General features: G+C 59.2%; 23 protein-coding genes. 3 read left to right on the plus strand and 20 right to left on the minus strand.

Annotation, left to right across the window (positions count from 1 at the left end; translation table 11 throughout):
• Window positions 1–1,365: 1,365 nt before the first annotated feature.
• The 3 genes from GNZ13_RS21370 to GNZ13_RS21380 all read left to right on the plus strand — a co-directional run bounded on the left by GNZ13_RS21370 (window position 1,366) and on the right by GNZ13_RS21380 (window position 3,148).
• Window positions 1,366–2,115: a hypothetical protein gene (locus GNZ13_RS21370; RefSeq protein ID WP_172167850.1), complete on the plus strand. Its 750-nt coding sequence runs from the start codon at window positions 1,366–1,368 to the stop codon at window positions 2,113–2,115.
• 142 nt (window positions 2,116–2,257) lie between these two features.
• Window positions 2,258–2,857, plus strand: a complete 600-nt coding sequence (locus tag GNZ13_RS21375) for a cytochrome c oxidase subunit 3 family protein (RefSeq protein WP_172167852.1) — start codon at window positions 2,258–2,260, stop codon at window positions 2,855–2,857.
• 48 nt (window positions 2,858–2,905) lie between these two features.
• Window positions 2,906–3,148: a cytochrome C oxidase subunit IV family protein gene (locus GNZ13_RS21380; protein WP_328807266.1), complete on the plus strand. Its 243-nt coding sequence runs from the start codon at window positions 2,906–2,908 to the stop codon at window positions 3,146–3,148.
• Window positions 3,149–3,194: 46 nt separating this feature from the next.
• Here the strand turns inward: GNZ13_RS21380 and GNZ13_RS21385 are convergent, their stop codons facing one another.
• From GNZ13_RS21385 to GNZ13_RS21480, 20 genes are all read right to left on the minus strand, one after another.
• A complete protein-coding gene (locus GNZ13_RS21385; RefSeq protein ID WP_172167856.1) occupies window positions 3,195–3,980 on the minus strand; it encodes a tyrosine-protein phosphatase in 786 nt (261 codons plus the stop codon).
• 105 nt (window positions 3,981–4,085) lie between these two features.
• Window positions 4,086–4,592, minus strand: coding sequence for a hypothetical protein (locus tag GNZ13_RS21390; protein WP_216674957.1), 507 nt, complete (start codon window positions 4,590–4,592; stop codon window positions 4,086–4,088).
• Between the two features lie 34 nt (window positions 4,593–4,626).
• Window positions 4,627–5,826, minus strand: coding sequence for a phosphotransferase family protein (locus GNZ13_RS21395; RefSeq protein WP_172167858.1), 1,200 nt, complete (start codon window positions 5,824–5,826; stop codon window positions 4,627–4,629).
• A 95-nt stretch (window positions 5,827–5,921) separates the two neighbouring features.
• Window positions 5,922–6,866, minus strand: a complete 945-nt coding sequence (locus GNZ13_RS21400; RefSeq protein WP_172167860.1) for a DUF7064 domain-containing protein — start codon at window positions 6,864–6,866, stop codon at window positions 5,922–5,924.
• Window positions 6,867–6,917: 51 nt separating this feature from the next.
• Window positions 6,918–7,178, minus strand: a complete 261-nt coding sequence (locus GNZ13_RS21405; RefSeq protein WP_172167861.1) for a cytochrome C oxidase subunit IV family protein — start codon at window positions 7,176–7,178, stop codon at window positions 6,918–6,920.
• Between the two features lie 3 nt (window positions 7,179–7,181).
• Window positions 7,182–7,757: a cytochrome c oxidase subunit 3 family protein gene (locus GNZ13_RS21410; RefSeq protein ID WP_328807267.1), complete on the minus strand. Its 576-nt coding sequence runs from the start codon at window positions 7,755–7,757 to the stop codon at window positions 7,182–7,184.
• Between the two features lie 6 nt (window positions 7,758–7,763).
• The gene (locus GNZ13_RS21415; RefSeq protein ID WP_172167863.1) at window positions 7,764–8,537 is read right to left on the minus strand and encodes a hypothetical protein; all 774 of its coding nucleotides are present in this window, start codon (window positions 8,535–8,537) and stop codon (window positions 7,764–7,766) included.
• Window positions 8,538–8,589: 52 nt separating this feature from the next.
• A complete protein-coding gene (locus tag GNZ13_RS21420) occupies window positions 8,590–10,869 on the minus strand; it encodes a molybdopterin-dependent oxidoreductase (protein WP_172167865.1) in 2,280 nt (759 codons plus the stop codon).
• A 33-nt stretch (window positions 10,870–10,902) separates the two neighbouring features.
• Window positions 10,903–11,238 carry a ferredoxin FdxA gene (fdxA, locus tag GNZ13_RS21425; RefSeq protein WP_172167867.1) on the minus strand — a complete coding sequence of 112 codons (336 nt, stop codon included), beginning with the start codon at window positions 11,236–11,238 and terminating at the stop codon, window positions 10,903–10,905.
• 20 nt (window positions 11,239–11,258) lie between these two features.
• A complete protein-coding gene (locus tag GNZ13_RS21430) occupies window positions 11,259–12,635 on the minus strand; it encodes an FAD-dependent oxidoreductase (RefSeq protein WP_172167869.1) in 1,377 nt (458 codons plus the stop codon).
• Window positions 12,628–15,072 carry an efflux RND transporter permease subunit gene (locus GNZ13_RS21435; RefSeq protein WP_172167871.1) on the minus strand — a complete coding sequence of 815 codons (2,445 nt, stop codon included), beginning with the start codon at window positions 15,070–15,072 and terminating at the stop codon, window positions 12,628–12,630. The genes GNZ13_RS21430 and GNZ13_RS21435 overlap by 8 nt, the downstream gene beginning before the upstream one ends.
• A 43-nt stretch (window positions 15,073–15,115) precedes the next feature.
• Window positions 15,116–16,156, minus strand: coding sequence for a WD40/YVTN/BNR-like repeat-containing protein (locus GNZ13_RS21440; RefSeq protein ID WP_172167873.1), 1,041 nt, complete (start codon window positions 16,154–16,156; stop codon window positions 15,116–15,118).
• A 153-nt stretch (window positions 16,157–16,309) separates the two neighbouring features.
• A complete protein-coding gene (locus GNZ13_RS21445) occupies window positions 16,310–17,581 on the minus strand; it encodes a DUF1329 domain-containing protein (protein ID WP_172167875.1) in 1,272 nt (423 codons plus the stop codon).
• A gap of 24 nt (window positions 17,582–17,605) precedes the next feature.
• Complete coding sequence (locus GNZ13_RS21450; protein ID WP_236002113.1) at window positions 17,606–19,216, minus strand: DUF1302 family protein; 1,611 nt, start codon at window positions 19,214–19,216, stop codon at window positions 17,606–17,608.
• 159 nt (window positions 19,217–19,375) lie between these two features.
• Window positions 19,376–20,170 (minus strand): enoyl-CoA hydratase/isomerase family protein, encoded by a 795-nt coding sequence (locus GNZ13_RS21455; RefSeq protein WP_268959176.1) that lies wholly within the window; start codon window positions 20,168–20,170, stop codon window positions 19,376–19,378.
• Between the two features lie 24 nt (window positions 20,171–20,194).
• The gene (locus tag GNZ13_RS21460; protein ID WP_236002114.1) at window positions 20,195–21,928 is read right to left on the minus strand and encodes an AMP-binding protein; all 1,734 of its coding nucleotides are present in this window, start codon (window positions 21,926–21,928) and stop codon (window positions 20,195–20,197) included.
• Window positions 21,925–22,383 (minus strand): MaoC family dehydratase, encoded by a 459-nt coding sequence (locus GNZ13_RS21465; RefSeq protein WP_172167881.1) that lies wholly within the window; start codon window positions 22,381–22,383, stop codon window positions 21,925–21,927. Before GNZ13_RS21465 ends, GNZ13_RS21460 begins: the two co-directional genes overlap by 4 nt.
• A gap of 7 nt (window positions 22,384–22,390) precedes the next feature.
• Window positions 22,391–23,245 (minus strand): SDR family oxidoreductase, encoded by an 855-nt coding sequence (locus GNZ13_RS21470; RefSeq protein WP_168435753.1) that lies wholly within the window; start codon window positions 23,243–23,245, stop codon window positions 22,391–22,393.
• A gap of 33 nt (window positions 23,246–23,278) precedes the next feature.
• Window positions 23,279–24,430 carry an acyl-CoA dehydrogenase family protein gene (locus tag GNZ13_RS21475; RefSeq protein ID WP_172167883.1) on the minus strand — a complete coding sequence of 384 codons (1,152 nt, stop codon included), beginning with the start codon at window positions 24,428–24,430 and terminating at the stop codon, window positions 23,279–23,281.
• Window positions 24,431–24,604: 174 nt separating this feature from the next.
• Window positions 24,605–25,669, minus strand: a complete 1,065-nt coding sequence (locus GNZ13_RS21480; RefSeq protein WP_172167885.1) for a 2Fe-2S iron-sulfur cluster-binding protein — start codon at window positions 25,667–25,669, stop codon at window positions 24,605–24,607.
• Window positions 25,670–25,686: the final 17 nt, after the last annotated feature.

Consider the following 25,686-nt stretch of genomic DNA (forward strand, 5'->3'; position numbering starts at 1 on the left):
CCCAATCAGCCTTCAAATTGCTTTCATTGCGTGTCGACGACGAAGTGAGTCCGCAAACCGGCGCGAACTCAGTCGGACCTTGAAGTGTTTTGAATTACGCTTCACCTCAACTCCGACGGTCTCCTAGAGGCGAGGAACAAAATTGTGCAAAGAACGGGAACAAATTTATGCAAACCGACGGCGACGCATGAGCAAACTGCGATGCTGCGGATTAAACTTGACATAATCCTAATTATCAACATTTGAACGATCGTGCTTTTTTGCGAGATCGCACCCGAGGGACCGCGATCGGAGTCAATTCAATACCATTTTCCGCTTACTGTGCCCGAGACGCGGCCTCCATAACGTCTCGCGGCGAAGTCGTGACTGGTCAGTCGAACCGGATAGCCCGGCCGAGCCCGCATTTTTCTTTGCGCGACCGCGACGACACGATTCCGGCCGTCGTCGCACGCCTTGAGCATGCGGCTCGCATTAGCGCGTGGTGCGGTCAATTGGCTCCAATAGGCGTTGGTGACAACGCCTATTCGCGTTAAGCTTGGTCCGCCCCCTAATTCTGGCGCCCCTTCCGGGTACCCAGCGTCTTCTCTTCAGACTGTGACAATGTGGCGCCCATCAGATAGCAAATGATGGGCATCACTTTTGGTGTCTCTCTCAGTCACCGGCTATAACGGCCGGCGCCAGTTCCCCATGGCCACCCGACCTGACAAATGCCGGCCTTCGGCGAGCCGGCGACAAGCAGTTCGCATAGGATATGCAGTCGACTTCCTGTATCAACAGAGTGTCGGGCCGAAGTCCGGGTGCGCAACGCGCAACCGGACATCCATACCACTAAGCCTATAGCCAGCAAGACCGAACTTCCCCCACCAAAAGTTCGGCATCTTCAACGATTCACTCTTCCGTTCTAGTCGGGTCTACCCATCGCCTCCTGGAAGATGGAACTCTCAGCGAACCTCGCCATCCTGCGGTTACGGGGGCAGTTGGTTCGCGGTCAGCTCGTTCGTCCTCGTTGCTGAACTTCCAGCCTAAGGCCGCAATACTGGTGCTAGCGGTCAATGCGCATTCCCGCCGAAGGCTGGCCATCGCCGAGGGGTACCAATCAGGCCGTCCTGCTTGCAAAGAACGTTTTCAAACGCTACTATGGTACGCATGCACACTATACATATTACGTACTAGTTTGCCTGAATCGAGCGGCGCTCGTCGATAGAACGGAGCACGCCACCCATGGCGGAGACACTGCCGGCGCTTCCCCGCGTCCGAGACGATCATGGTCCGTCTGATTCGAATCGTTGCGCTTAAAGACGCGCGGAAGTCCCGACATCGAATTGCAACGTCGAGGCCATCGACACAACGTGAGGAGAAGCGAGTATGGATGACAGAACGAGTCTCAAGTATCAGCTCATCAGCGCATGGTGCGGTCCCGCTTTTCTGGTGACATTCGTTTTCTTTTGGGGGGTCTTGGGGCACAACCTGCCTAACCCGTCGCCAGCGCTGAGCGCCTCGGACCTGGCAGCGCGTTATCTCGCCAACCTCGGTCAAATTCGTCTTGGCTTCATCGTTTCGATGATCACGGTGGTCTTATACATGCCGTGGACCGCGGTACTCACCGCACAAATGGCGCGGATCGAAGGGAAGTTCCCGGTTCTTAGCTTTCTTCAATTGCTAGGCGGCGGGTTAACAGTGATGGTGGTCTCTTTCAGTGTCATGTTCTGGGCCGTCGCTGCTTTCCGACCCGAACGGGATCCGGCGTCTATTCAACTGCTCACCGATCTGGGCTGGCTGTGCATCGATCTCCAGTACGCCTGCACGACGCTACAAATGGTGGCAGCAGCGCTGGTCGGACTGGCCGACAAGAGCAAGGTTCCGCTGTTCCCCCGATGGGTCTGCTTCCTGACAATCTGGTGCGGCATCAGCTTCTTCCCGGCAAGCCTGACTGGCGTGCTACAGACGGGGCCATTCGCGTGGAGCGGGGTACTGAGCTACTACTTTCCGTATTTCTGTTGGCTGTGTTGGTACATTACGGCAAGCATCTACATGATCAAAGAGATTCGCCGTCGTATGGCTGTTTCCGGTATTCCGGAAACAGCTGGCGGCTTTGCGCACCGTATGGGCAGTTGAAGTTTCGCATACAGCGTCCAAGCTGATCTCCTCCGACCTCGGCCGTTCCGAGATCGGAGGAGTGCCTAGTTTAACTTGCCCATCTTTTCGACGGAGGTGCCACCCGCGTGGCAACCGCCGCTTGCTCCGGGAGCTTTTACTCATGGCGGTCGGTACAGCGCCCCCGGCGGTTGGCACAAGCCCCATAGCGCGCCACCTGCCGGGAGACAAGGATGTCTGGGTCTTCATCATTGCCGAGCTTCTTATGTTCGGCGTCTTCTTCGCCATTTACATCGTGAATCGGTTCTTCGAAGTCGAGATGTTTAACGCCTCGCAACTCACGCTGAATCGGAATCTGGGTGTCGCCAACACGTTTTTTTTAGTGACAAGTTCCTGGGCTGTGGCGTTATCCGTGCACGCAGCACGCAGGAACAGGCGGTCCAAAATATCACTATATCTCGGTGTCGGGATAACGCTAAGTTTCGCCTTCATGTTGGTGAAGTACGTCGAGTATTCGGCCAAGTTCAACGCCGGCGTCACAATGACGACCAACACGTTCTACACGTTCTATTTCTGCCTGACGATGATTCACCTGCTACACGTCATCGGCGGGACAATCATCCTGATTGTCATGTGGATGAAAGCGAAAGAAGGCGTCTACCATGCGCGGAACACCAAGGGACTGGAGACCGGCGCGTCATACTGGCACATGGTCGATCTGCTCTGGATTTTCCTTTTCCCTCTGCTCTATCTGTTGAGGTAACCGGCCATGCTCCGACTGCTGCGAGAGCCGCTTCACCGAACCTGGATAGTGCTGATCATCGCAACCAGCGTGACGTTCTGGCTCCGTGCCGACGGCGTTGTGGGACTCGCCGCTGGTGCGGGCACTCTGGCGATCGCCTATCTCAAGGGGCGACTCGTCGTTCTCGATTTCATGGAACTCAGGCACGCCCCACCCGTCTGGCGGGGTATTCTTGAAGGATGGCTTCTAGTGATTTCTGTCGCCCTGCTGGGCGTTTACTGGATCGGACTGAATGACTTTCACCGTGTGTGACGTTGAGACATTCATGCGGCGAATCATACGGGGCAAGTCCTGGCTCTTATTCCAGCAACTGCAAACGCAAGCGTCTTGACCGCGCAGAATCCAGTCCACACGCTAGTGCGAGATAGGCCACCATACTGCCAAAATCGCGTTCGATGGCGTGCAGGGCGGCCCCAAGATACTCTTCGCGGACATCCGCAATGGTGAGCATGGCGGCGCGGGTGGTTGGCGACTGTTGGGTGAGGTCTGGGCCCACCAATGTGCGCAACAATGCTTCGGGAGATCGCCGATTGCGGGTCAAGAGATAGTCTTCGAACACCTCATCACGGGAAACGCCCAGTGCCAGCAACACCATGGCACTGGTAAATCCAGTCCGGTCCTTGCCGGCAGTGCAGTGGATCAAGGTCGCGGGCGCGGAGGGCGCGCCAAGACGGTCAAATACCGAGACGAGGACCCCGGCAAACAATCCTGGCATTTTGGCGTAAGCATCCTGCATCCAGTGGCAAGCGGCCGCTGCATCAAACGTCGGATCGGCGATGCGCGCGCGCCAGCCGAATACGCTGAGGGCCTCAAACTCGAGCGAATCGATCCCGGCTACGGTTTCAGGTGTCTTGCCAGGTGGCCATCGATTCGATGCGCGTGTTCGCTCGTCAGCATTGCGCAAATCGTACACCAGTGCAATGTCCAGGCTCGCGACCTGTGCGAGATCGGCATCCGTCAGCCGCGCGAGCGACTCGGAGCGGAATAGCCGCCCCGGTCGAACGCGAGATCCGCCGGCAGCACGGAAGCCACCGAGGTCGCGAAAATTGGGTGCGCCTTCAAGCCCCGATGGGGAGATTTTCATCAACGTCGCTCACCTTAGGATGGAGGGGGAAGTCCTCTTCTGGCCCCTCGCCGTGCCGATCGAAAATGAACGTGCCGGCCGACGCTGCCTGAAGATGGTTGAATGTCAGTGTTGCGCCAATAGGTCTTCGATATCCGGCAGCGCAGCCGGATCCGCCTCCCACCCCTGCATCTTCATCAGCGAGCGGTCGCGCAGGAGTTGGTCCTTTGACATGTTGAGAACAATTTTTTCCACGCGCAACTGCGTGTCGAGATCGGCGGTGCCAGCCGCCGCGACCACGACTGATCCCATGGCCACGCGCATGTCGCGGACGCTCTGCGTGAGTAGCACAGGATCGAGCGTACATCGATCCAGTACGGTGCAGGCGGCGGCACTGATGACGGCGAGTTTGTCCAATGCCGCCCTGGTGCCTGGATCGTTTGCGGGAGTTGCCTTCAGGGTTTCCGCATTCGCAAGCAGCCGGCCAAGTTCATCGCGATCAAAGCGGAACTGCAGGGGCAACTGGGTATTCAACAGACTCAACAGCCCGATGATCAGTTGGGATTGTTCGATCGCAAGCCTGTTGGCAGGATCGATCGCCGGAATTACCACATCCGTCATCGCCTTGATCACGCTGGCGATCTGTACTTCTGGCCGCATCTGCATATCAGTTCTCCATCGCTATCAGGGTTCGCACTTCCTCGAGAATCATGTACCCGATTCCTATCAGCCAGGTCACCATTACATCCTGGTGCGTCTTGCCATTACGCGCGATCCGGTAGCCGGTGGCAAGCGTAAGGACAGCGATGCTGTAACTGTTGTAAATCTTGTACCAATGCACAGTCCTGGCGGACACCGGCATCCCCGATGCCTTCTCGTATTGTTCAAAAAATTGCGCTTCCGGCATGAGTCCGCAAACAAGAAAGGTTTTGCCATCCTCATCGAGGTGGCCGAACGCACGATTGGTCGTCCACGCCAGGTCCTGGTGTCGATCGCCAATGCGCCCGAGTTCCCAATCCAGCCAGGCGGAAATCTTGAGGTCATGCTCGGTGAACAGGAAATTGCCCGTGCGGTAGTCCGAGTGCACAATGGATGCGCGATCCAGAAGAGGCATATTGCGGCGCAGCCACGCGGAGACGACCCGCATCAGCGGAATATCCTCATCGCTGTCTTCTTCCCAGATCCGGTCCCAATGGTCGATGCCCCACTCGGCACACTGCGTCGTGCCGATGCGTGGCACGTCGAACGCACTAAGGTCCGCATTGCGATAGTCATGAAGATGGATTGCTGCGAGGTTGGCGACGAATTGCGGCGCGAGGCCGTTGCGCACAAGTTCGGGCAGGTGGGTTGCCAGGCCGGAAACGCCGCTGCTGGCATTGGAAGGCTTGGTCACGCCGGGCGCAAAACCATAGATCAGTGCCGGATAGGGCAAATGCCTTGCTTGCGCGTCGCACCAGAAAACAGATGGGACGGGTACCACGGCTTCGCACGCCTTGAGCAACTGAAACTCGCGCAGGCGGCTGGTTTCGACGATCGACTCGGCCGGTTCCATGCGCAGCACCATCGCGGTATTTTCAAAGCCTGCTCCGGGACGATTCCATTCAAGCGTGAACGCCATTTGCAATTTCGAGGCGCCACCGGATAACCAGCGCGTATCCTTGATTTCGAAGGTATCGCCGATTTCGGTGCGGAGCAAGGACTCGACACTCTGCACCAGCGACGCGAGCGTTACGGGTGAATAACCCGGCCCGCTGCGCCGTTCAAGCTTGCGGGTCAGGATGTGGTCGATTTCCTTCTCGACGGTGAAGCGCTGGCGGATGGCGCTGATCCATTCCGCCGACGGACTGTCCTTGTTGATCTCTTGCATTCTCGTCTCCTCAGTATGGAACGAGCCATAACGGCTTTCGGCGATACATGTTTTTTTAGAGGTGGAGCATGCTGCGGTTGGAGAGGGCCGCGGATTCAGGTCGCGCCTGTTTTCGCCATATAGTCCAGGTAGGATTTCGGCCAGCACATCTCGACATGGCCGACACCCTTGACGCCATCGATCTCGACCGACATCGATCCTTCATTCAGGGTCGCGAGCGGACTGGCCTTGAATTCGAATAGCGCAAACGTAGTGCCGCGCACATGCGTGGTTCTTCCGAGTGCATCGGTCACGGTGGCATCGATGCCCGTATGCTTGAGCAGCGCATCGTGCTGGAATGCAACGTCAACCGCGCTCACTTCGGCAATTTTTCCATCGCGCTGCACGTAGCCGCGCAGAATATTGCGACCGAGTGCCTGGATATCAAAAAAATGCACGGAAGTATCCGGCCCGGCTTGCGCCTCCAGCCACTTCCAGTGCTGTGCCACACCCCAATCACGCGTACCCCAGGAGTGGTCGCGGTGACCCATTGTGTCGAAAGGAATCTCGCGATCGCCCAGGCGCAATACGCCGCTGACCTGGCCGGCCTGCTCGAAGCGGTCGTCGGCCAGCCATTGCGGACAGCCGTCGGCATGCGAGCCGTAGTTGTACGCGGAATGCGTTGCTTCGAAGTGGTATTGCAGGCTTACCCCATCGCCGGAATAGGAAAGGTCCGCCGTCTGCAATGCCGCACCATGCGCGACGCGCACCTTGCCGACGCGCCAGTCGTCGAACCCCTGTTCGTGCGGAACGGGAATGCCGTCGACCGCTTCAAAAATTGGCACGGAACCCGCTCCAGGGCCAAAGACGCATAGTGCGGCGCCGGCTTTGCTTTCGCCATTGACCCATGTATAGACAAATGCCGCAATTCTCTCCTCGGGCAGTTGCAACATGAATACCAATGATTCGCGCGCGAGGGGATCATTGCGCAGGCGATGGCGACCGTCATGCACCGGGGCGAGGGAAAACTTCGTTTTGAACTGCTCTGATGGTTCGCTCATGTCACCTCGTTGTCAGAGAAAGTTTCAGCAATGTTGCAATACGTTTCGGCCCTAACGCAGGTACGTGATCAAAATGACTGCCGTACAAGCCACTGTCCATGCTTCGAACAGCAAGCGCCACCGAACCGGAGCGCGACCCAGCTCCATAAAATTAATCATGATCAGTCTCACTTTGATGGCCGCAATCGCCAGGATCAGAACCGTCACGGTAGCCGGGGCAATGCCATCTTTCGACAGCCACCAGGTGCTCGCACAGGTAGCGAGCATGAGAAGCATCCAGACAGCACTCAATGGACTTAACAGGATGCGCATGTTCTACTTCATCAAATAAAGGAGTGGGAAAAGAAAGATCCACAGCAGATCGACCATATGCCAGAACGAGGCACCGCTTTCGAGCCCAGCGCAATTCGTGCCGTTGTAGGCGCCAAGCCGCGCTTTCTTCCAGAGGATGACGAGAACTACGATGCCGCCGGCGACATGTAATAGATGGATACCCGTCAAAATGAAATAGAACATGTAGAAATCGTTAGTGAGCATCGATATCCCGGCGCTCAGCTTCCCGGTGTATTCAACGATTTTCAACACACCGAACGTGATCCCGCAAAGAACTGCAAGTGCGAGGAAACGGGGCACCTGCCGCAGCCTGTTCGCTTTGGCGGCGTGCACCGCGAGGACCACGAACCAGGAACTGGTCAGCAGGATCAGCGTATTGATCCCGCCGTAGTTGAAGTTGAGCGCGTGCCTGGAGAGATTGAAGAGATCGACGTTTTTGCCGCGCTCAAGAACGAACGAGGCAAAGAGCAGGCCGAACACCATCATGTCGGCGGCGATAAAGACCCAGACGCCTTCCGCTCCCGGCAAGCGTCGTGGGTGATTCAGAGTGGCTATCACGATCTTTCAAGTTGAAGGGATTGCTGGAAATCCGGCGTCGGAAATGGAACTGGCAACAAGGTCCTTGTCCTCTTGCTCGATCCGAGTGATTGCACGAATCACATAGAAGGACGTGGCGAATACCCACGCATACCAGGCGAGAAAGGCGACCCAGAAATTGAACATGCCCTGGAAGGCGAATGGACCGGTCTTGAAGAAGGGGATGAGGCTGACTGGAAAGAATGTTGCGCAGGTAAAGAAGCCCCACCAGCAGACCCAGGCCGGCATCAAGGGCTCGGCGCGCTTGTCGCGCAGAAACACCACACAGATCGCGAAAATCTGGAACGTTGTCACCATGTAAGCGAGGTCGATAATCATCCAGCCCATGTAATAGAGCGTGTGAATGAGTTCCGGTGTCAGAATTGATGTTTCCATGGCGGCGGTCAGCCAGGTACCGCAGGCGATCAGCAGAGGACAAACGGTGATGGTGGCGCCCATCATCTCAAGACTGGACAGAAGACCGTCCGGCCCCTCGATGCGGCGCATGACTTTGGACACCGCACAACCCCAGGCCATGTAAAAGGCTGCGCCGACCATGCAAACTGACATGCCTACACGCAGCGCCAGATTGTTTTCAAGGTAGTGGGCCGCGATCTGCGTTGGTGTGACGTCGGCGCCGATCGGGGGCATGTTATGGGACAGGATGCCCCAGAAGTAACAGAAAACCGCCATGAAGATGGGACCGCACCAGGCGAGCAACCGCCACATCCCGTAGTCAGTACCTTGAGCATTTTGATTCATGATTGCCTCTTCCAAATTGAGTTGACACTACGCCAATAAAAGGCTGGGATCACTACACTACGTCCAGAGTCGGCGCCGGCACGGCGGCCGCCCGTGCTACACCGACGGTGAAACCCGTGAGGACCGCATTGCCACTGGGAATGTCGATGTCGAATTCCGAGGCGACCAGATTCGAATTGACGCCAGGCCGTGTGCGCGCGTAGGACAGACGCGCATCGGGTGCGTCGTGTCCCCAGCCGTGCGGCATGCTGATGACACCGGGCATGATTTCGTTCGAAACGGTCACCGGCACGGTGATCGTCTTGTCGTGCCGGCTGATCTCGACGCGGTCGCCCGTCTTGACGTGAAGGCGCTCCGCGTCGTTCGGATGCAGCAGGGCCGTGCACTTGTCGGGGCCGCGATTCAAGGCGCGGATGTTGTGCATCCATGAATTGATCGAGTGCAGTTGGCGCCGGCCGATCATGATCATTCGGTCGCTGGTCATGTACTGCGTCATCGCTTCGCGCAGGCGCGGCGCTTCCCGCATCAGCAGTTCGGGCGCCAGTTCGACCTTGCCGCTCGGCGTGCCCAGCGCCTGCGGCAGGCGCTCGAATAGCGGGCCCAGGTCAATGCCGTGATCCGCCGCCTTGACCTTCGATAAGGTAAGGCCGTCAGGCCTGGCTCCGAACTTGTCGCCGAAATGATGCGTGCGCAGCAGGATTTCATAGATGCGGTCGCTGCCCTGTTTTTCCTCGAGCAGCCCTAGGGCCTGGGCAGCCGTCTTGCCGCCCAGGCCACCGCCGGCCTGCGCGCCCTGCAGGAAGAACCCGGCGAGCGCATTGTCGACGGCCTGCTCGGAGGTGTCGGAGAGCCTGGCGGCCAGGGACAGCATGATCTCGCCATCGGACTTCGTACCCGGGATCGGCTCGAAAACCTTGTCGACCCACTTGGCGACATGGCGCACGGCCAGCGTCGTCGTGAAAATCGGCCAGTCCGAACGGTCCAGGTGGCCTGAGCCGGGCAGGATCAGATCCGCGTGGCGGCTCGTCTCGCCCACATAGATATCGACCGCCACCATGAAATCAAGCGAGGACAGCGCCTTCGACAACTGCGGGCCATTGGGCACGCTGATGACCGGATTGGCGCACATCGTGAGCAGGCCCCGGATCTGTCCTTGTCCGGGCGTGAGAATCTCCTCGGCCAGGACGACCGCGGGCAACTGGCCGGCGACTTCCGGCAGTCCGCGCACCCGCGAATGCCAGCGGTGATGCGGCGCCACACCGTTCCGGTAACGTTCGTTCAGGAAGATCGAAGGCGTCACTCCCATAGGGATCATGGCGCCGCCGGGACGGTCGAGATTTCCTGTCAGCGCATTGACCACGTCGATCAGCCAGCTGGTCACCGAGCCGAAAGGCTGCTGGGATGACCCGGTTCGCCCATAGCAGACGGCCGATGGAGCGCCGGCAAAATCGCGGGCGATCTCCCTGATCGTCTCGGCAGGGATGCCACTGGCCGCGGCGAGCTCCGGCAGCGAGAACGACCTCGCCAAGGCGGCGACCTCCTGCACGCCATTGACATGGGTCTCCAGTCTGCCGAGCTTGACAAGGTCTTCGTCGAAGAGCACCCGCAACAGCCCCAGCAGGAAGTAAGGGTCGGTGCCCGGTCGGATGGACAGGTGTCGATTCGCCAAGGCCGCTGTTTCGGTTCGGCGCGGGTCCACCACTACCACCTGGCCACCACGCTGCCGGATTTCCTCCATGCGCCGGCCGAAGCCGGGCGCCGTCATCAGGCTCCCCCCCGAGATACAGGGGTTAGCGCCCAGAATGAGAAGGTAGTCGGTGCGCTCGACGTCCGGCACCGGAATCAACGACTGGTCGCCGAATATCAGGCCCGTTGACAGCACCTTGGGCAGATGGTCGACCGAGGTTGAAGAGTACAGCGAGCGTGTGCCCAGCGCCATCGCGCAGCTCAGCGTGTACAGCAGTGCGCCCGGATTGTGTGCGGTAGGATTGCCGACGTAAATCGCGTTGGCGTCCGCGCCATACTTGTGCGAAATGTCCTTGAAGCGTTCGGCCGCCAACTCGAAGGCATCCTGCCAGCTGATTTCCTCGAAATGCTTGCCTCGGCGGCGCAGTGGTTTGGTGAGTACATCACGGTCTTCACGCAACACTTTCATGCCCTGGCTTTTTGGGCAGACGAAACCACGGCTGAGCGGGTCATGCTCGTCGCCGCGAATATCCAGCACGGTTCGCTTTTCCCTGTCGACAGTCACCACGACGCCGCACCCTGCTTCGCAGATGGGGCACTTGCGAACGTGCCGGCTCAGACTTCCTTCCATGCTTGTAGCGCTCATCGTACGTTCCTCCAACTTCACACCTAACGGCGATCACTCGCTCTGTGGCTGTTCGCTGAAGAATTTCTCGAACTTGCCCGACATCCCCTTGTATTCGTCGGCGTCGGGGAAGTCCCGTCGGTGTTCGACCATTTTTGGCCAGACGGCCGAGAGCTGCCTGTTGAGCGCCAGCCAGCGCTCGGCTTCCGGGTTGCTGCCAGCGACAATGGCTTGACTGGGGCAGATCGGGACGCAGGCAGCGCAATCGATGCAGGTCACCGGATCGATGACCAGCATGACTTCGACGCCGCGAAAGCACTCCACCGGGCATACGTCAACGCAGTCTGTGTATTTGCATCGTATGCAGGAGTCTGTAACGACATAGGTCATGATCGTTTCCTCACTTCGTTTTACGCGCTCGCAGCGCTCACTCGGTCAATACCGCATATGCCTAACATTTCTTCGACGGTTTGAAATTTCCTGCGGGGCGCTCCTCCGGTCGCGCGTGTGCATTCAGCGCGATCGATTGCCTTCCAGTCCTCGAACACGACAGGACGGATGCCGCGTTCTGCCAGCAACTTGTCCAGCCCAGAAGGACCTTCACCACCGATAGCGGAGACTTCCTTACTGATGCGAGCGGCGATCTGAGCGGCATCGGCTCTATTGGTTGCGATGGTTCCACCCGGCCCTCGTCTCGCCCATCCGGTGCAGTACAGGCCTTCCTCGATTCGACCATCCTCATGCAGGAAGGACCCGCGCCGCTCATCGATATTCAGAGGCGCCAATCGCTTCACGCGGTAGCCGATACAACTGATCACCACATCGCACGGAACATTAAAAAATGAGCGCGTGCCTTCGACGATGTTTCCATTCATCCGCATTCGCTCGAAGCGCATCGCTTCCACTCGCGTGCGGCCGATGATCTCGACTGGCCTTCCGAGGAATTGAAGCTCGATAGCGCGGGCCTTTCCTGACATTGCAGAGTTGGAGAAGCGGGCCAGAGCATTCAGCATGGACGCTTGCGGCGCCGGAAGGCCCGCGACGACCGCGCTATCCGGAAAAGCTGTTCCCGTCGGCAAGGATAGGGAAACATCTGCTGCATCGCCCAACTCCTCCAACTCCTTGACCGAAAAGCGAGCATCCATGGGGCCGCGCCGTCCGGCCAGCACGACTTTTCGTACGCGCGACTCGCGCAGCATGTCCATCGCGCGAGGAGATATATCGGTCTGCGCAAGCGAATCGACGGGCTTTGTGAGTAGCCGAGCCACGTCAATCGCGACATTGCCGTTGCCGATAACCATCACGGTTTCCGGCAGCTCGGCAATTTCCAACTCTGCGTGATCAGGATGGGCGTTGTACCAACCGGTGAATCGAGCCGATCCCCACACGCCAGGCAGGTGTTCTCCAGGGATATCCAGCGTGTTGTCGACAGGACAACCACAGGCTAGTACCACTGCGTCGTAGAGTTCTCGCAGACGGTCGAGTGAAACCGCCTGGCCAATCTCGACGCCGCCGAGAAACCGAACACCATGCCTGGAAAAGGCCTGTTCGAAACGCTGCGTCACCGCTCTGACAGACGCGTGATCTGGCGCAACGCCGGAGCGAACGAGCCCGAACGGCGTCGGCAGCCGATCTATTACGTCGATCAGCGGTGGAGTCGGTACATGCCTTTGCAGAGCCTCCACGAGATACATACCCGCTGGACCGCTGCCAACGACTGCTACAGAAATCGGCATCACAAATTCCTCTCCTCTCACAACGCGCGCAGCGACGTCTGCGTCAATCATTGGCGACGCTCCGGCCTGGTTTGTTGCTCACTGCCCGGGTGGGGCACTCCCACGCCGGATCCTCCACCTTCCGATGCCGTTTGGCCGGCGTGCTGTATTTTGACTCGCTGCGTTTTCCCACGATGAACTCTGGCCTGAAGACGTAGACCATGGCGGGCATGATGAACAAGGCACTGAATGCCGAAACGAAGAGCCAGATCGCCATCAACAGCCCCATTTCCGCCTGAAAACGCAGCGACGACTGCAGCCACAGCACCACGCTCACGGTCAGCGTCAGAGACGTGATCAGCACGCCTTTGCCCGCAGTGCGCAACGACTGTTGAATTGCCATCTTCAGATCGTTGTGGTGATGGAGTTCCTCGCGGATCCCATCGACGACGTAGAACGCATAATCGACACCTAGCCCAATCCCGAGTGCGGCGACAGGCAACGTGCTCAGAGTCATGCCAATACCCTTCCAGGCCATGAAGCTGAAGGTAATGGTGTTGGAAAGCATGACCGGCACCATGAAAAAGATCCCTGCCCGCGTCGAGCGATAGGCGACGGCGCAGCAGATGACCAGCCAGAGTAGTGCCAGCGCAACGCTTTCGATCTGCCCGGAGAGGATCACTTCGTTGACGGCCGCGGTGACGCCGATCACGCCCCCGGCCAGTAGGTAGGAGCCTTGCTTCAACGGGTTGTCAGCGATGAATTCCTTGAGCCGTTGCACCGCCGTCCGAATGCTGCCACCGCGATGATCCTTGAAATAGAAGGTCACCGGTGCGTGTTGAAACTTGGCATCTACAAATTGAGCAGACTCACCGGCATCGGCCCCCCACATGTAGAACAACTCGCCATTCTCGTTCTTGGTTTTGCCGAACTCCTGATAGCGCGGATTGTCCTCGCGCAGGATCCGGTTGACTGACGGAATGATGTCCGCGATCGACAGACTCCCCCCGATCTCCGGCTGCGCGGCCATGAAGCGCTGCATTGAAACCATATTTTCGAGCACCGCAGGCTCTTTGACGTCGTCAGGCTTCGTTCCTGCGAAGACCGCGTACATGCGGTCCGCCCCCTGGAACTGCCGGTTGACCGCCGCAGAGTCCTGGTTATAGCGCGAGTCTTGCCAAAGAATCGGCGAACCGGCATCTGCGTCGCCGATCTGAAGCCTGAAGGCATAGAGGCCCGAGCCGACGAAAACCGCCGCGGCACCTGCCACCACTACGTAACGCCATCTGGAGGCGGCAACCGAGATGGCCAGCGTAAGCACGCGATCGAGCAGCGGCGAAACGTCGAACGGGTGAGCGCAGCCCTTGGGTTTCTTGAGCCACGACAGTAGCACCGGCGTCATGACGCAGGCGCTTACGGCGATGGTCAGTACCCAGATGGTCCCGATGACCGCTACCTTCTGCATGAGCGGAATCGGCGTGAGCACCACCACGACCATGCAGCCCGCGTCGGCGATCACCCCGAGCATGCCTGGCTTGAAGAGCTGGAGCATCGCGGAGCTGGCAGCCGCACGCGTCGTCTCGGCCCCAGCCGCCAGTTCATCGCCGAATCTCGACACCAGTTGCACCGAATGCGAGATGGATCGGGCGGTAATCAGGAAAGCGATGACAATGACCAGTGGATCGAGGTTGAAACCAAGGAGCGAGGCGAAGCCGAGCGCCCAGATCGCACTGGTCAGGCCTGCCAGCAGGGGCAGTAGCGTGCCGCGCCAGGTCCGCGCGATCAGAAACAGGAGTGCTACCAGGCAGCCGATAGTGAAAAGAAAGATGTGCAAGGTTTCCGGGACGTAATAGTTCACCCAGCCATAGAGCATCGGCTCGCCGACCACGCTGACCTGCACGCCTTCGCCCTGCGCGGCCTCGGCCAGCTTGTTGATCTGCGGAAAGATCTTGTTGTAGTCGACCAGGCTCTCATAGAAGTCGACCGTAATCAGCGTTGACTTCAGATCTCGTGAAACGTACGGCCCGTAGATCAACGGACTGTTGAGCACAGAGGACTTCAGCGCCTGCATCTCTTGTTGCGTCTTCGGAATATCCGGCCACATGACAGGCCGTGCTTCAATGGCGTCGGTCGACGCCCTGATTTCCCTTAGCTTGTTCGAAGCAAGCGAAACGATCTGGGTCGAGTTCACGCCATCGACCAATGGCAGTTCATTCGTAATTTTTCTGACTTTTTCGAGCACCTTCTGATTGAAGATATCGCCCTGCTTTACCTCAAGCATGATGCTGATCACGTTTGAGCCGCCAAAGTGCTCCTGAAATCGCTCATGTACCTGAACGTAAGGGTGACTGCGCGGCAGCAGGTCTTCAAATACCGTCTTGACGTGTACGCGTGCGGCGAAGAGCGTCAGCACCAGCGTCAACAGGAGGTAAACTCCGGCCACGGCCACACGGTTTCGGATGCAGAACTCGACGAAGTTCTGAAGCTTGGTATACGTAAGGTCTTTCACAGTGTTGCTCTCCGGATTGCCGCGCTCTTTGCTCGCCCCGTGCCTACAGGGCCTTCATTTCCTGGGTGGTGACCACTCGCGAACCTACGAGGTAATACTGCGTTGGGCTCCGTGCAATGCTCGTGTACCAATTGCGATCATCCGGCGACAGGCGGGTTGCTTTCCACTCGCTGGCGTCTGTCGATCCAATGACAACAATGCCTTTGGAGCCCACGGCAACCCAGCGCTCGCCGTCCCAAATCACGTCAAGCAGATGCTCCAATCGTCCGCGTTCATACACTTTTCCTGCTTCCAGACGATCGTCAGTCTGGATGGTCTGGGGCGACTGATCGGGCGATACAAACCTCTCCTGGGTCCAGGTTTTCCCGCCGTCGTGCGAAACAAGAATGACGCCGTTCAGGCCGACCGCCACACCGTTTTCGGCATCCTTGAACGCGACTGACATGAGGCTCATCTTCGTCGGGCTTTTGACCTCGTGCCATGAGGCACCATCATCGTTCGATACTCGAATCCGGCCATATTCGCCCACCATCCAGCCAAGCTTCTCGTGGAAAGAGATGTCGTTCCACGCGATGTCCTCTTCGGGTCCTACCTGACGCCAGGTGCTCCCGAAGTCGGTCGAACGAAGCACGCTTCCGCCCTCGCCCACGGCCCATGCCTGTCCGCCGGCCAGCGCCTTGACGCGCATCAGCTTATTGGCAATCTTGTTGTGCGGCGCCTCGACGCCACGCCACAACATTCCGCCGTCATCGGTAACGATCACGGCCCCACCGTTGCCGACCGCAACAGCGTGGCGCCCATCCCACGCCGCCACATCCTGCAGCGAGACATCAACAGCGGATCGCTGAATTCGCCACGAGCGCCCGCTGTCCTCCGTGCGCGCGATCTTTCCGCCGCTGCCCACCACCCACGCCCTCCCGTCCTGCTCCACGGCCAATCCATAGAAGCGATCACCGCGTTCGAACACCGGCCTTGCTAACGCAGCCCCCTGCGGCTGTGGCTTGATGAAAAGCCCGGCATACAGCAATCCACCGATGATGACCAGCGGCAACGCAGACGTTAAAAGATTGAATATGCGGTTCACGTTGATGTCCTGATACGTTGCGGCAAAAGCCGACGAACGCGGGCAGAAATGGATTTGGCGCGTGCGAGGCCCAGGGGCGAAAGCCGGACCCGACAAAGGCGTCGGATGGCCCCCGCCCGCGAACGCTCGAACCGGCGCCTTGGCTCAGCCGCGCTATTGCAATGCCTCCAGAGCTTCAGGCGTATATTGTCCCCACTTGGCGCCGTGATCGACTATGCCCGGAGCGATGAACTGGGTCTCGTGCTTCGCCTTGAAGTCGATGAACTCCCCGCCACCAGGCGTGTAATAGTTAATTCCGGATGTCTGCCCAGTGCTCCAGCCGTAACCGTATTCGATGTATCGCCATAGATCACCTTTCTTGTCATATGTCTCGGCCATGTAGACAGCCGGAACCTTGGTGTCCACGTACACAATCTTCTTGCTGTAGGGATGCTCGGAAGGGGGCGTACCCTCGACGACCCAGACCTCGCGCGGCGTATAGGTCATTTTTTGGTACCAGAAGGGCGCAGTCCCGCTCGAATCGATTATTGGCCACTCTGCCAGGGTTCCCGCCTTGGCGGCATTTTGTGTCACTTTGTAGTCAACGTCGGCGAGGATCCAGCGCTTGCCGATCAGCTTGTTCTGCTTGTATTGAGATGGACGCGCGTTGTAGGCGTAGATGTCGTCATTCAGGAAATCCAGCCCGCCTACAGGGTCCATCCATGCGTTTCCGGTCAGTCGACGGATTCTGCGAGCGGATTTGATATACGCAAACTGATCCTCGAGCTTCGAGGCGCTTATGTCGTAGCGAACCGTGAAGGTACCCGTCCCTTTGATGTCCTGCGGCTCCACAGCGACAAGCATCGTTTTGGTTAACACCTCAGGATCGCCTAAAACCGTTTTTCCTTCCCCCAAACGTCCCTTATTGAAAAGTCGATCGAAGATATAGTGTTGCGTCGCTTCGTATCCCGAACTATTGATTGTCACGAAATAGACATCCTTATGCATGTCTCTGGGATAGGGTGACCCATAGTAGAAGTTCCACATCACCTTTTCCCCCGCGTCCGGATCCGACTCGGAGATATCGGGGAACGGCAGACCCGCAACCCAGCCCGTGACTTCCCTTGTCTTGGGATCGAACTTGGCCTGTTCGGAATACTTCTTCGTGGCTTCCGCGTACCTTGGATCAAAAACCGGCTCTTTTGCCTTGCCTAGCGGCATCTTGAGACCGGTGTTTCGTATTTGCCATTCGACTTTTTCGGTAAGAAGGCTTGCGATCGTATGCCCCAAGAACGTGTCATTCTTGATCTGATCGAGGTTGGCTTTGCTGATCACGGTTCCGTCAGGAAGCTCCGCCGCAAGTGCGGAAGCGCTCACCGCGATCAAGCATGCACCCGCCAACGTCGTAAGACGGCACGTCACGCTTTGCTTAAATGGATGTTGCATAATTTGTCTCCGATTGTCCTTTGGTTAGAACTGGTACGTTGCGCGCAGCAGCAACTGGTCGTGGTTGCCGAAGCCCGCCAGCCCATAGGTGCTCTGTCCCAATTGCGCTGGGCTGGTACGCGCATGCCGCGGCAGGAAGATGTCCGCTTCGGCCAGGAATCTCCAGTGATTGCCGACCGTGTAGGTGAGGCTGGGAATAATGAATGCATCGCCGGTGCTGATGTCTACTCCCCCGGCCAAGCTCGGGTTCAAGCGGCTATTCATGTAGTTGAGCGTGAGGAACGCCGTCAAGATCGTGTCGTGCCTCTTGGCTGGTGCGCTCCAACCAACCTGGGCGACGATGTCGTCGTTGGATTTGAAATTCTGAATCCACTGGTCGAACAACTGGATCGAAAGAAGCGAGGCAGCATTCGTTCCGAGCAAGGATTCGAGACTCAGCTCCTTGTCCAGACGGATCGTCGTTAAGATAACGTTTTTTCTGATCACGGGCCCGCTGCCCTGCGTGCCGTTGGGCAGCCCTGTGCCGGTATTGAAATATCGATTCGGCTGGTAGGCTATCTCCGCGTTGACTATGGTGTCGATTGCCGGGATCTGACTACTGATGCTTGCGTCATAAACATTGATCTTCGGGAAGAAGAAATCCCCGAGCGCTCCAGACGGTGTCTTGCCGATCGGATTGGCCGCCGGGTTAAGGACAGGATCGGGCGTAAACGTGTTGAGATACGAAAACGCATAGTTCACTGGGCCCGCAACCGCCGTCCATCTGGCGCCGCCCGTCGGGGAACTGGCTTTGCCATAGGGGTGGTCATAGTCATAACGGAGAATGCCAGAGAGAAAGTCGACGCCCTGGAATGGCTGTGTGCTCCAACGCCCACCGTAAATATCGTACGTATTGCCAATATCCCGCTTGCGATCCAGCCCCGGGCGAATCACCAACTGCAGTGTTCCGTTAGCCTCAGGCACGGCGATCTTTGCGTTGGCCATGATCAAGGGCTTACGGACCTCATCACTCTCCGGCTCGACAAAGGAGCGCCACCGGTAGTCGTACCCCTGAATCAAGTCGGTCGGGTGGAAGAAGTCCGTCTCGCCCCAGACGATCTGCTGCTTGCCTAAGCGGAGATGGACTCGGTCTCCGACATCGGTATCGACGTAGAACTCCCTGAGCTCATCCTGATTGTATTGCGACAGCAGGCTGCTTCCCGGCCCCCCTGGGGTATGCGCACGAGCAAGGTCTTGCAGATCTTTTTCGTAGGTAGTCAAAACCTCCCGATCGGAACGACCAACCGCCGTCCATTTAAGTGGGCCGGTTTTCAAGCTCGCATCAATTTCGAGCGACCCTCGAAGCATCTGAAAGGTCCCGGCGTCGTTCCTCGACGTTTCCGGATGGTTTTGGAGGTTCATCGACGCCCACGTACGGACGAATCCGCCAAGCTTAAGGTAGTTGTCCGTCAACCCGATTAGCCCACTTAATCCGGAGCGTTGTTCAACGGGGGGAGGTGGTTCGTCATCTGCGTACGCCGCGGCGGGCGAACCCAGTGCGATCAGCAGCGCTGGAAGCGCCGCGAGAACCGACACTCGACTCGGCGTTTTGTGCCAGCGCGATATGCCGTCGTCATTGAAAAGTGAATACTTCATTCCTGCCGTCTCCTATCGATTTTGGTTTTTTTTATTACACACGTATGCAGTACGAATTACTTGCACCTGTCTCACTCTCGTTGAAGCGTTCCTCCCGAATCAACCCTGATGTACCGCAATCGCTCGACAGGTAGTCCATGACGGGAACGACACGACTGCTCAACGCCCATGGAATGAGGGCTTGCGCCGCTCAAACATCGCTGCCACGCCCTCCAGGGCGTCCTGCGTGCCCGATATGCGCGCCAAAGTAAGAGCCTCATCCTCAAGACGTTCCTCGAGTTGCGCATGGCCAGCCTTTAGAAAAAGCCGCTTGATCTCACCGTAGGCCAGGGTCGGGCCGCCTGCCAGCTCCGACGCCAAGCCGCGTGCGAATTCTGCCAACTGCGAGTCCGGCACCACCCGGTCCACCAGCCCTGCGGACAAAGCCTCAGTGCTGCCAAGCACTTCTCCCATCAGGACAAAGCGGCGGGCGCGAGCGGCTCCCATACGGAATGTCAACGTGACAGTGGAGCCGCTGTCGCACGAAAAACCGATCCGGGAAAAGGCCGAGCCAAAGCGCGCGGACTCGGCCGACACCACCATGTCGCAGCCGGCAATCATGGCGACTGCGCCGCCCATCGCCCAGCCCTGCACTTCGGCGACGATCGGAACCGGCAGTTGCCACGCCCGCGACAGTCCCATGTGCAGGTCGCTGGTCAACCGCCGAACCAGAGCAGGAAGTTGATCGCGTGCGGGATGGAAGGTCTTGAGGTCTCCCCCGAAGCTGAAATTTTCGCCCTCCGCACGCAACAGCACGGCGCGCAAGCCCACCGTGTCCCACAGTTCGAGAAAAACTTCCTTGAACTCGCGGGTGAAATCGGCGTCGATCGGATTGCCGCGCGACGGCTGCGTCATGGTCACCGTTGCGAGACCGGCATCGATCTCGAGGCGAAGCGACGAATAGTTCGTTGACATAGGACTGTCTCTCTGGCCAATCTGTCAGCTCTGATCACTGGCGAAGGCGATCGCCCGCTCGCGCAGCCTGAACTTCTGCACCTTTCCGCTTCCGGTTTTCGGCAACTCCTCGCAGATCACGATTCGCTCGGGCCAATACTGTTTGGCGGTCTTCGACGCCCCCATGTACTGCGCCATGGCATCGGTGTCGAAGGTGCATCTCGGCTTGAGGACGATGAACGCACAGGCGCGCTCGCCGAGTCGCTCGTCCGGATAACCCACGATCGCTATCTCAGCAATGGCAGGGTGACGCAGCAGCAGCGATTCGATTTCGAACACCGGTATGTTCTCGCCACCACGAATGATAATGTCCTTGCTCCGCCCGTTGATCCGGATGTAGCCCTCGTCGTTCAACAGGTAGGCGCGGTCTCCTGTGTCGAACCAGCCTTCGGCGTCGAGGGAATTAAGCTCGGGACGCTTCAGATAGCCAACGAAGAGCGAACTGCCGCGGAACAGCAGGCGGCCAGTGGTGCCCAGCGGCACCGGCCTTCCCTCTTCGTCAACCACCCTCACTTCGTTGCCGCGCGCGGCCCGGCCATCGGCCACGGCAGACAACTCGCGCGCACGCTCAACCTGTGTCAGCGTTCCGGCCACCGTTTCCGTCATGCCCCAGATCGAGCACACGGTCAGGTTCATGCACGTAGCCGCGCGCTCGACCAGCACTGCGGGCACCGGTGCGCCAGCGCAGCCGAGCAGCCGGAAACTGGGTGCGCCAGGGTCACCCGCTTCCACGGCATTGAGCAGATCAGCGAGGAATGGCGTGGCCGCGGCGCTGAAGCTCACCTTTTCGCTGCGCATCAGTTCGAGCGCGACGCGCGGCTCCCACTCATCCATCAGAACGGTCGTTGCGCCAAGCATCAGCGGCATCATCGTCTGATACGCATAGCCAAGCAGATGGCCGACGGGCGAAATGGCCAGCACCACGTCGTCAGAGCTCAGGTGCAGGTCTTCGATCGACGTGAACAGCGTCGACAGCAACGTGTTGGACGTGTGCATCACGCCCTTGGGGGCGCCGGTAGTCCCCGAACTGAACATCAGGAGTGACACGTCATCCGGCTGCAACCTGGCCGCAGCGGCGCTCAGAGAAACGGGAGCCTGCATGTCCGGATTCAGCAGCACACGATCAAAGCCGTCTGCACCATCATCTCCCACAACCACAAGCCGTTTCAGCTTCGTCAACTGAGGCAGCAGGCCGCGCGCCATAGCGGCATGGTCATGGCCCCGGTAACGGGACGGAACGACCAGAACCTTCGCCTCGCAAAAGTCAAGCATGTAGGCCAGTTCGCGCTCACGCAGGATGGGCATCAATGGATTCACGACCGCCCCGATGCGCGAGGCCGCTAATGACGTCACTACGAACTGCCAGACATTGGGCAATTGAATCGACACAACGTCCCCGCGCCCGACGCCGAGCGCGCTCAACGAAGCGGACGCCGTGGCGACGAGCCGGTCGAGCTCCCGGTAGCTGATGCGGCGCGTTGCCTCGTTACCCCGGGTATGAGCCACAAGCGCTGTCTTGTCCGGCGAACGCTCGAGCACCTGCTCAAAACAGGCGTTAATGGTCTTGTCCCGCCACCATCCCTGAGCGCGCAGGGTGTTGGCCCGTGCCTGGCTCAGTGCGATTTCAAACGGCATGAGATCTCTCTGTGTTGTTCGGAAAAGTTCGGCGCTTCTTGCGCTGCTTCCTTGGCCACATCGGCGAACGGTCAGCGGCTTCATGGGCGAGACCAGAACATCGCTCGCCCGTGCACGGACAGCACGACCTCCCCGTCCTGATTCACAGCCTGCTGCAATAAACGTACGACGCCACGATCGGGCTTGCTGCGTGAACGGCTGGTCTCCAGCACTTCGACGCGCACGGACAGACGGTCTCCTGGTCGAACAGGCTTGAGCCACCGCAGCTCATCCAGGCCGGGCGACGCCATTGCCGAGCTGGGCGAAAGGAAGTGCGCGCACATCAGACGCGTCAGGACTGCACCCGTCATCCAGCCGCTGGCGATCAGCCCGCCGTAGGGCGATTGCATCGCCGCGACCGGATCAACGTGGAAAGGCTGCGGATCGTAGCGTCGCGCGAATTCGACGATCTCGTCTTCGGAGACCAGATGTTCGCCGAACACCGCCGTTTCGCCGACGGCGAAATCGTCAAACCATCGCTCTTTCCAAGGAATTGGCATCGCATCCTCAACTGCGCGTGGGCAAAGCACGATGAAAGCCGTCAAACGGCGGTACCCGCGATTCGGTGGCCAGCGTTCCGGTCTGTCGCGCATTCGGACTGCCGCCGTCAACGCGAATGTATGTGCCGGTGATGTACGACGCGGCTGGCGACAGGAGATAGACGATCGCCGATGAGACCTCCGCTTCGTTGCCGAAGCGCTGCAGGGGCACCCCGCTCGCCACCTTGCGTATCTCCTCAAAAGCCTCGGGTGTATAGGTGTCAAACCCGCTCGAAGCAATGCCGCCTGGCGCTACGACGTTCACCCTCACGCCCGATCCGGCCCACTCGGACGCAGCCGACTGGCTGAGCGTGAGCATGCCGCCGCGCGCCGCGCCCGAATGCGCAAAGTTCGGCCAGCCATTCCAGATATCAGCGATGATGTTGACGATCGAGCCGCCGTGGACTTCCATCCAGCGCGTATAGACCTCGCGCATGAAGATGAAGCCTCCGGTCAGGTTATTGCGCACGACCGCCTCGAATCCTTTCGTCGAAATGCTCTTGAGCGCGGCACGGTACTGACCGCCCGCATTGTTGACGAGCCCGTCGATACGGCCGTGTTGCGCGAGCACTGCGTCGATCGTGGCCTGCACCTGCGCCTCCTCGCGGATATCGCAGATGTGCGTGCTCGCCTTGCCGCCGTCCTGCTCGATTTCAGCCTTCACGACCTCGAGCTTCTCTGCCGTGCGGCCAACAATGGCGACGTCTGCGCCAAGCGCGGCGAGTTCATGCGCGGCACAGCGGCCGATGCCACTGCCGCCGCCCGTCACGATGACGCATCGGTCTTCGAACAGACCATGGCGGAACGCGGACCGATAACTCACAGACACCTCCTGGTTATCCTCATGATTTCGCTCTCATGCATACTGCACAGCGGCACGGCCAATGCGTTCGCGCGCGATGATCAGTTTCATGACACCGGCCGTGCCATCCCCGATCTCCAGGCCCATTACATCGCGCATGCGCTGCTGGTGCGGCAGGTCTTTTGACCAGCCGTAGTGGCCGAACGTCAGCAGGCATTGATGAATGACATCGAAGGCGGTTCTCGGTCCCATCCACTTGACCATTGCAGCTTCGGCTGTATGCGGCAGCCCCGCGTCACGTAGCGACAACGCGTGGTACGAGAGTTGCCGGATGGCTGCGATTGAGGAATCCCCTTCGACCAGCGGGAAACTCACGCCCTGGAACTGCCCGATTGGCCGGCCGAACGCCTCCCGCTCCTTGGCGTAACACCACGCTTCGTCAAGCGATGCCTGGGCAGCGCCAACGCACTGCAGCGCGATCAGCGCGCGGCTGTAGTCGAAACCTTGCATGACCTGGGTAAAGCCTCGCCCCTCCTCGCCTAGCCGGTGGTCGAGCGGTACGCGCACATCATCAAAAAACACCGAGCCGCGTCCGGTGATGTGGCTTCCTACATCGTCGAAGCGGGTACGCTGCACCCCGGGTGAGTCGGCCGGAATGAAGAGCGCCGTGATGCCACGCGCACCTTCCTCCGGACGGCCGGTGCGTGCAAAGACCAGGAAAGCGTCGGCGCAGTCGGCAAAGGTGATAGACGTCTTCTCGCCGTTCACCACGTAATGGTTGCCGTCAATCCGGGCACGCAATTGCAGATTGGCTGCATCCGACCCGCCGCGCGGTTCCGTCACGCAGATGCCGACGATGACCTCGCCGCGCGCCATGCGGGGCACCCATGCATCTATGAGGGCCGCACGCGCATTGCGCAGGATGATCGCAGCGAGCAGCGAAATGGCGACGGACACACCGCTGATATTGAAATCGCCGTACGCGACTTCTTCTGCGATCAGGCCCGTCGTCACGCCATCCATCCCCAGGCCGCCGAAGGATTCGGGAATGTCTGTTCCCAGCAGGCCCAATGCACCCATCTCGCGGATCAGGGCCCGGTCAAGCACCCTCTGCTTTTCCCGCTTCTGGTAGTCGGGGAGTAACCGCTCGCGTGAAAATCTTCGCGCGGTCTCCTGAAGCGCTTTCTGGTCTTCGGTGAGGACCATCGATTCGATCTCCTGGGTTATGCCGGGCTGGCGCCATCTCCATAACTAGTACAGTAGTGTACCGTACTGTAGCTATCTATTAGTGTTTGCACTACCTCGGAAGACATGTTCAGCGTGGTCTGCCCGGTTGCCGTGTTCTTTGGCGAGTGTGAATCGGCAAATGCAGTGCAGGGGTCAGCCACCCGGCACCCCATCGTGGCCGTCTGTGAACTTGTCGTAGTAAATGGCCTCGAGCGTAACCCCGTGCTGCACCAGCATTGCGATGCCTGCGTCAATCATGGGCGGTGGTCCGCATAGATAGCCTTCCGCACCGTCAGCCATCGCTGCGGTGATGAAATCGCTGACCAGGCCTCGGGCACCTTTCCAGGGGCTGCCTGGAGAATCGTGAGACAACACCGGGATAAATTCGAAAGGATCGAGCCAGTTTCCGGCAAGCTCCCGGATGGCATCGAGCATGTACAAATCGGCTTGCGTACGAGCGCCGAAGAGCAATGTGCAGGGGCGGCGGATGCGGCTCCTGCGCGCATCCTCCAGGATGCTCAACAATGGCGCCAAGCCACTGCCACCTGCGACGCACACCATCGGCGCGTTGCCGCCTCGCAAGTAGAAACTGCCGTGGGGCGCCTCGATCGCGAGCGACTGACCGGTGAGGCTGCCACTGAACAATGCATCGGTGAAGGCGCCACCCCGCACCTTGCGGATGAAAAACGCAAGCTCTGTCCGGCCGCCCCGCTGTGGCGCGTCGGCGAACGAGTAGTGCCGGCTGCGAGGCAATCCGGGCGCGAGGACGCTAGCGTACTGCCCGGCCACATAGTTCACAGGGCGGTCTGTACGCATCGTAACTTTCAGAATGTCGTGGGTCAGCGGCTCGGCAGCGACAATGTTGGCCGCGTAGGACTCCGCCGCTGGCAGATCGGCACTCGGGGGGGCAATCTCCACGACGGTGAGATCGTCGCGCGCAAAGGCCTGGCAGGCCAGGATGTAACCCGCATCCAGTTCCTGTTTGGACAGGGTGTAGCCAAAAGGCGTGGCTTCCCGCACGCGGCCCTGGCGCAAGAGCGTCTTGCACGAAGCGCAGGTGCCCACAGTACAGTTATGAGGATAGTGAACGCCATTGGCCAGTGCCGCTTCCAGCAACGTCTGACCCGAGGCGACGTCAATGGTCACCCCCTGCGGGAGGATCTGGACCTGCCGCTTGATAGGGGGCCGCGGCAGCAAGGAGTTGAGGAAATTTCGCATGGAGTGTGGAGAGTCCG

Source organism: Paraburkholderia elongata (assembly GCF_013177735.1).
Classification (GTDB): domain Bacteria; phylum Pseudomonadota; class Gammaproteobacteria; order Burkholderiales; family Burkholderiaceae; genus Paraburkholderia; species Paraburkholderia elongata.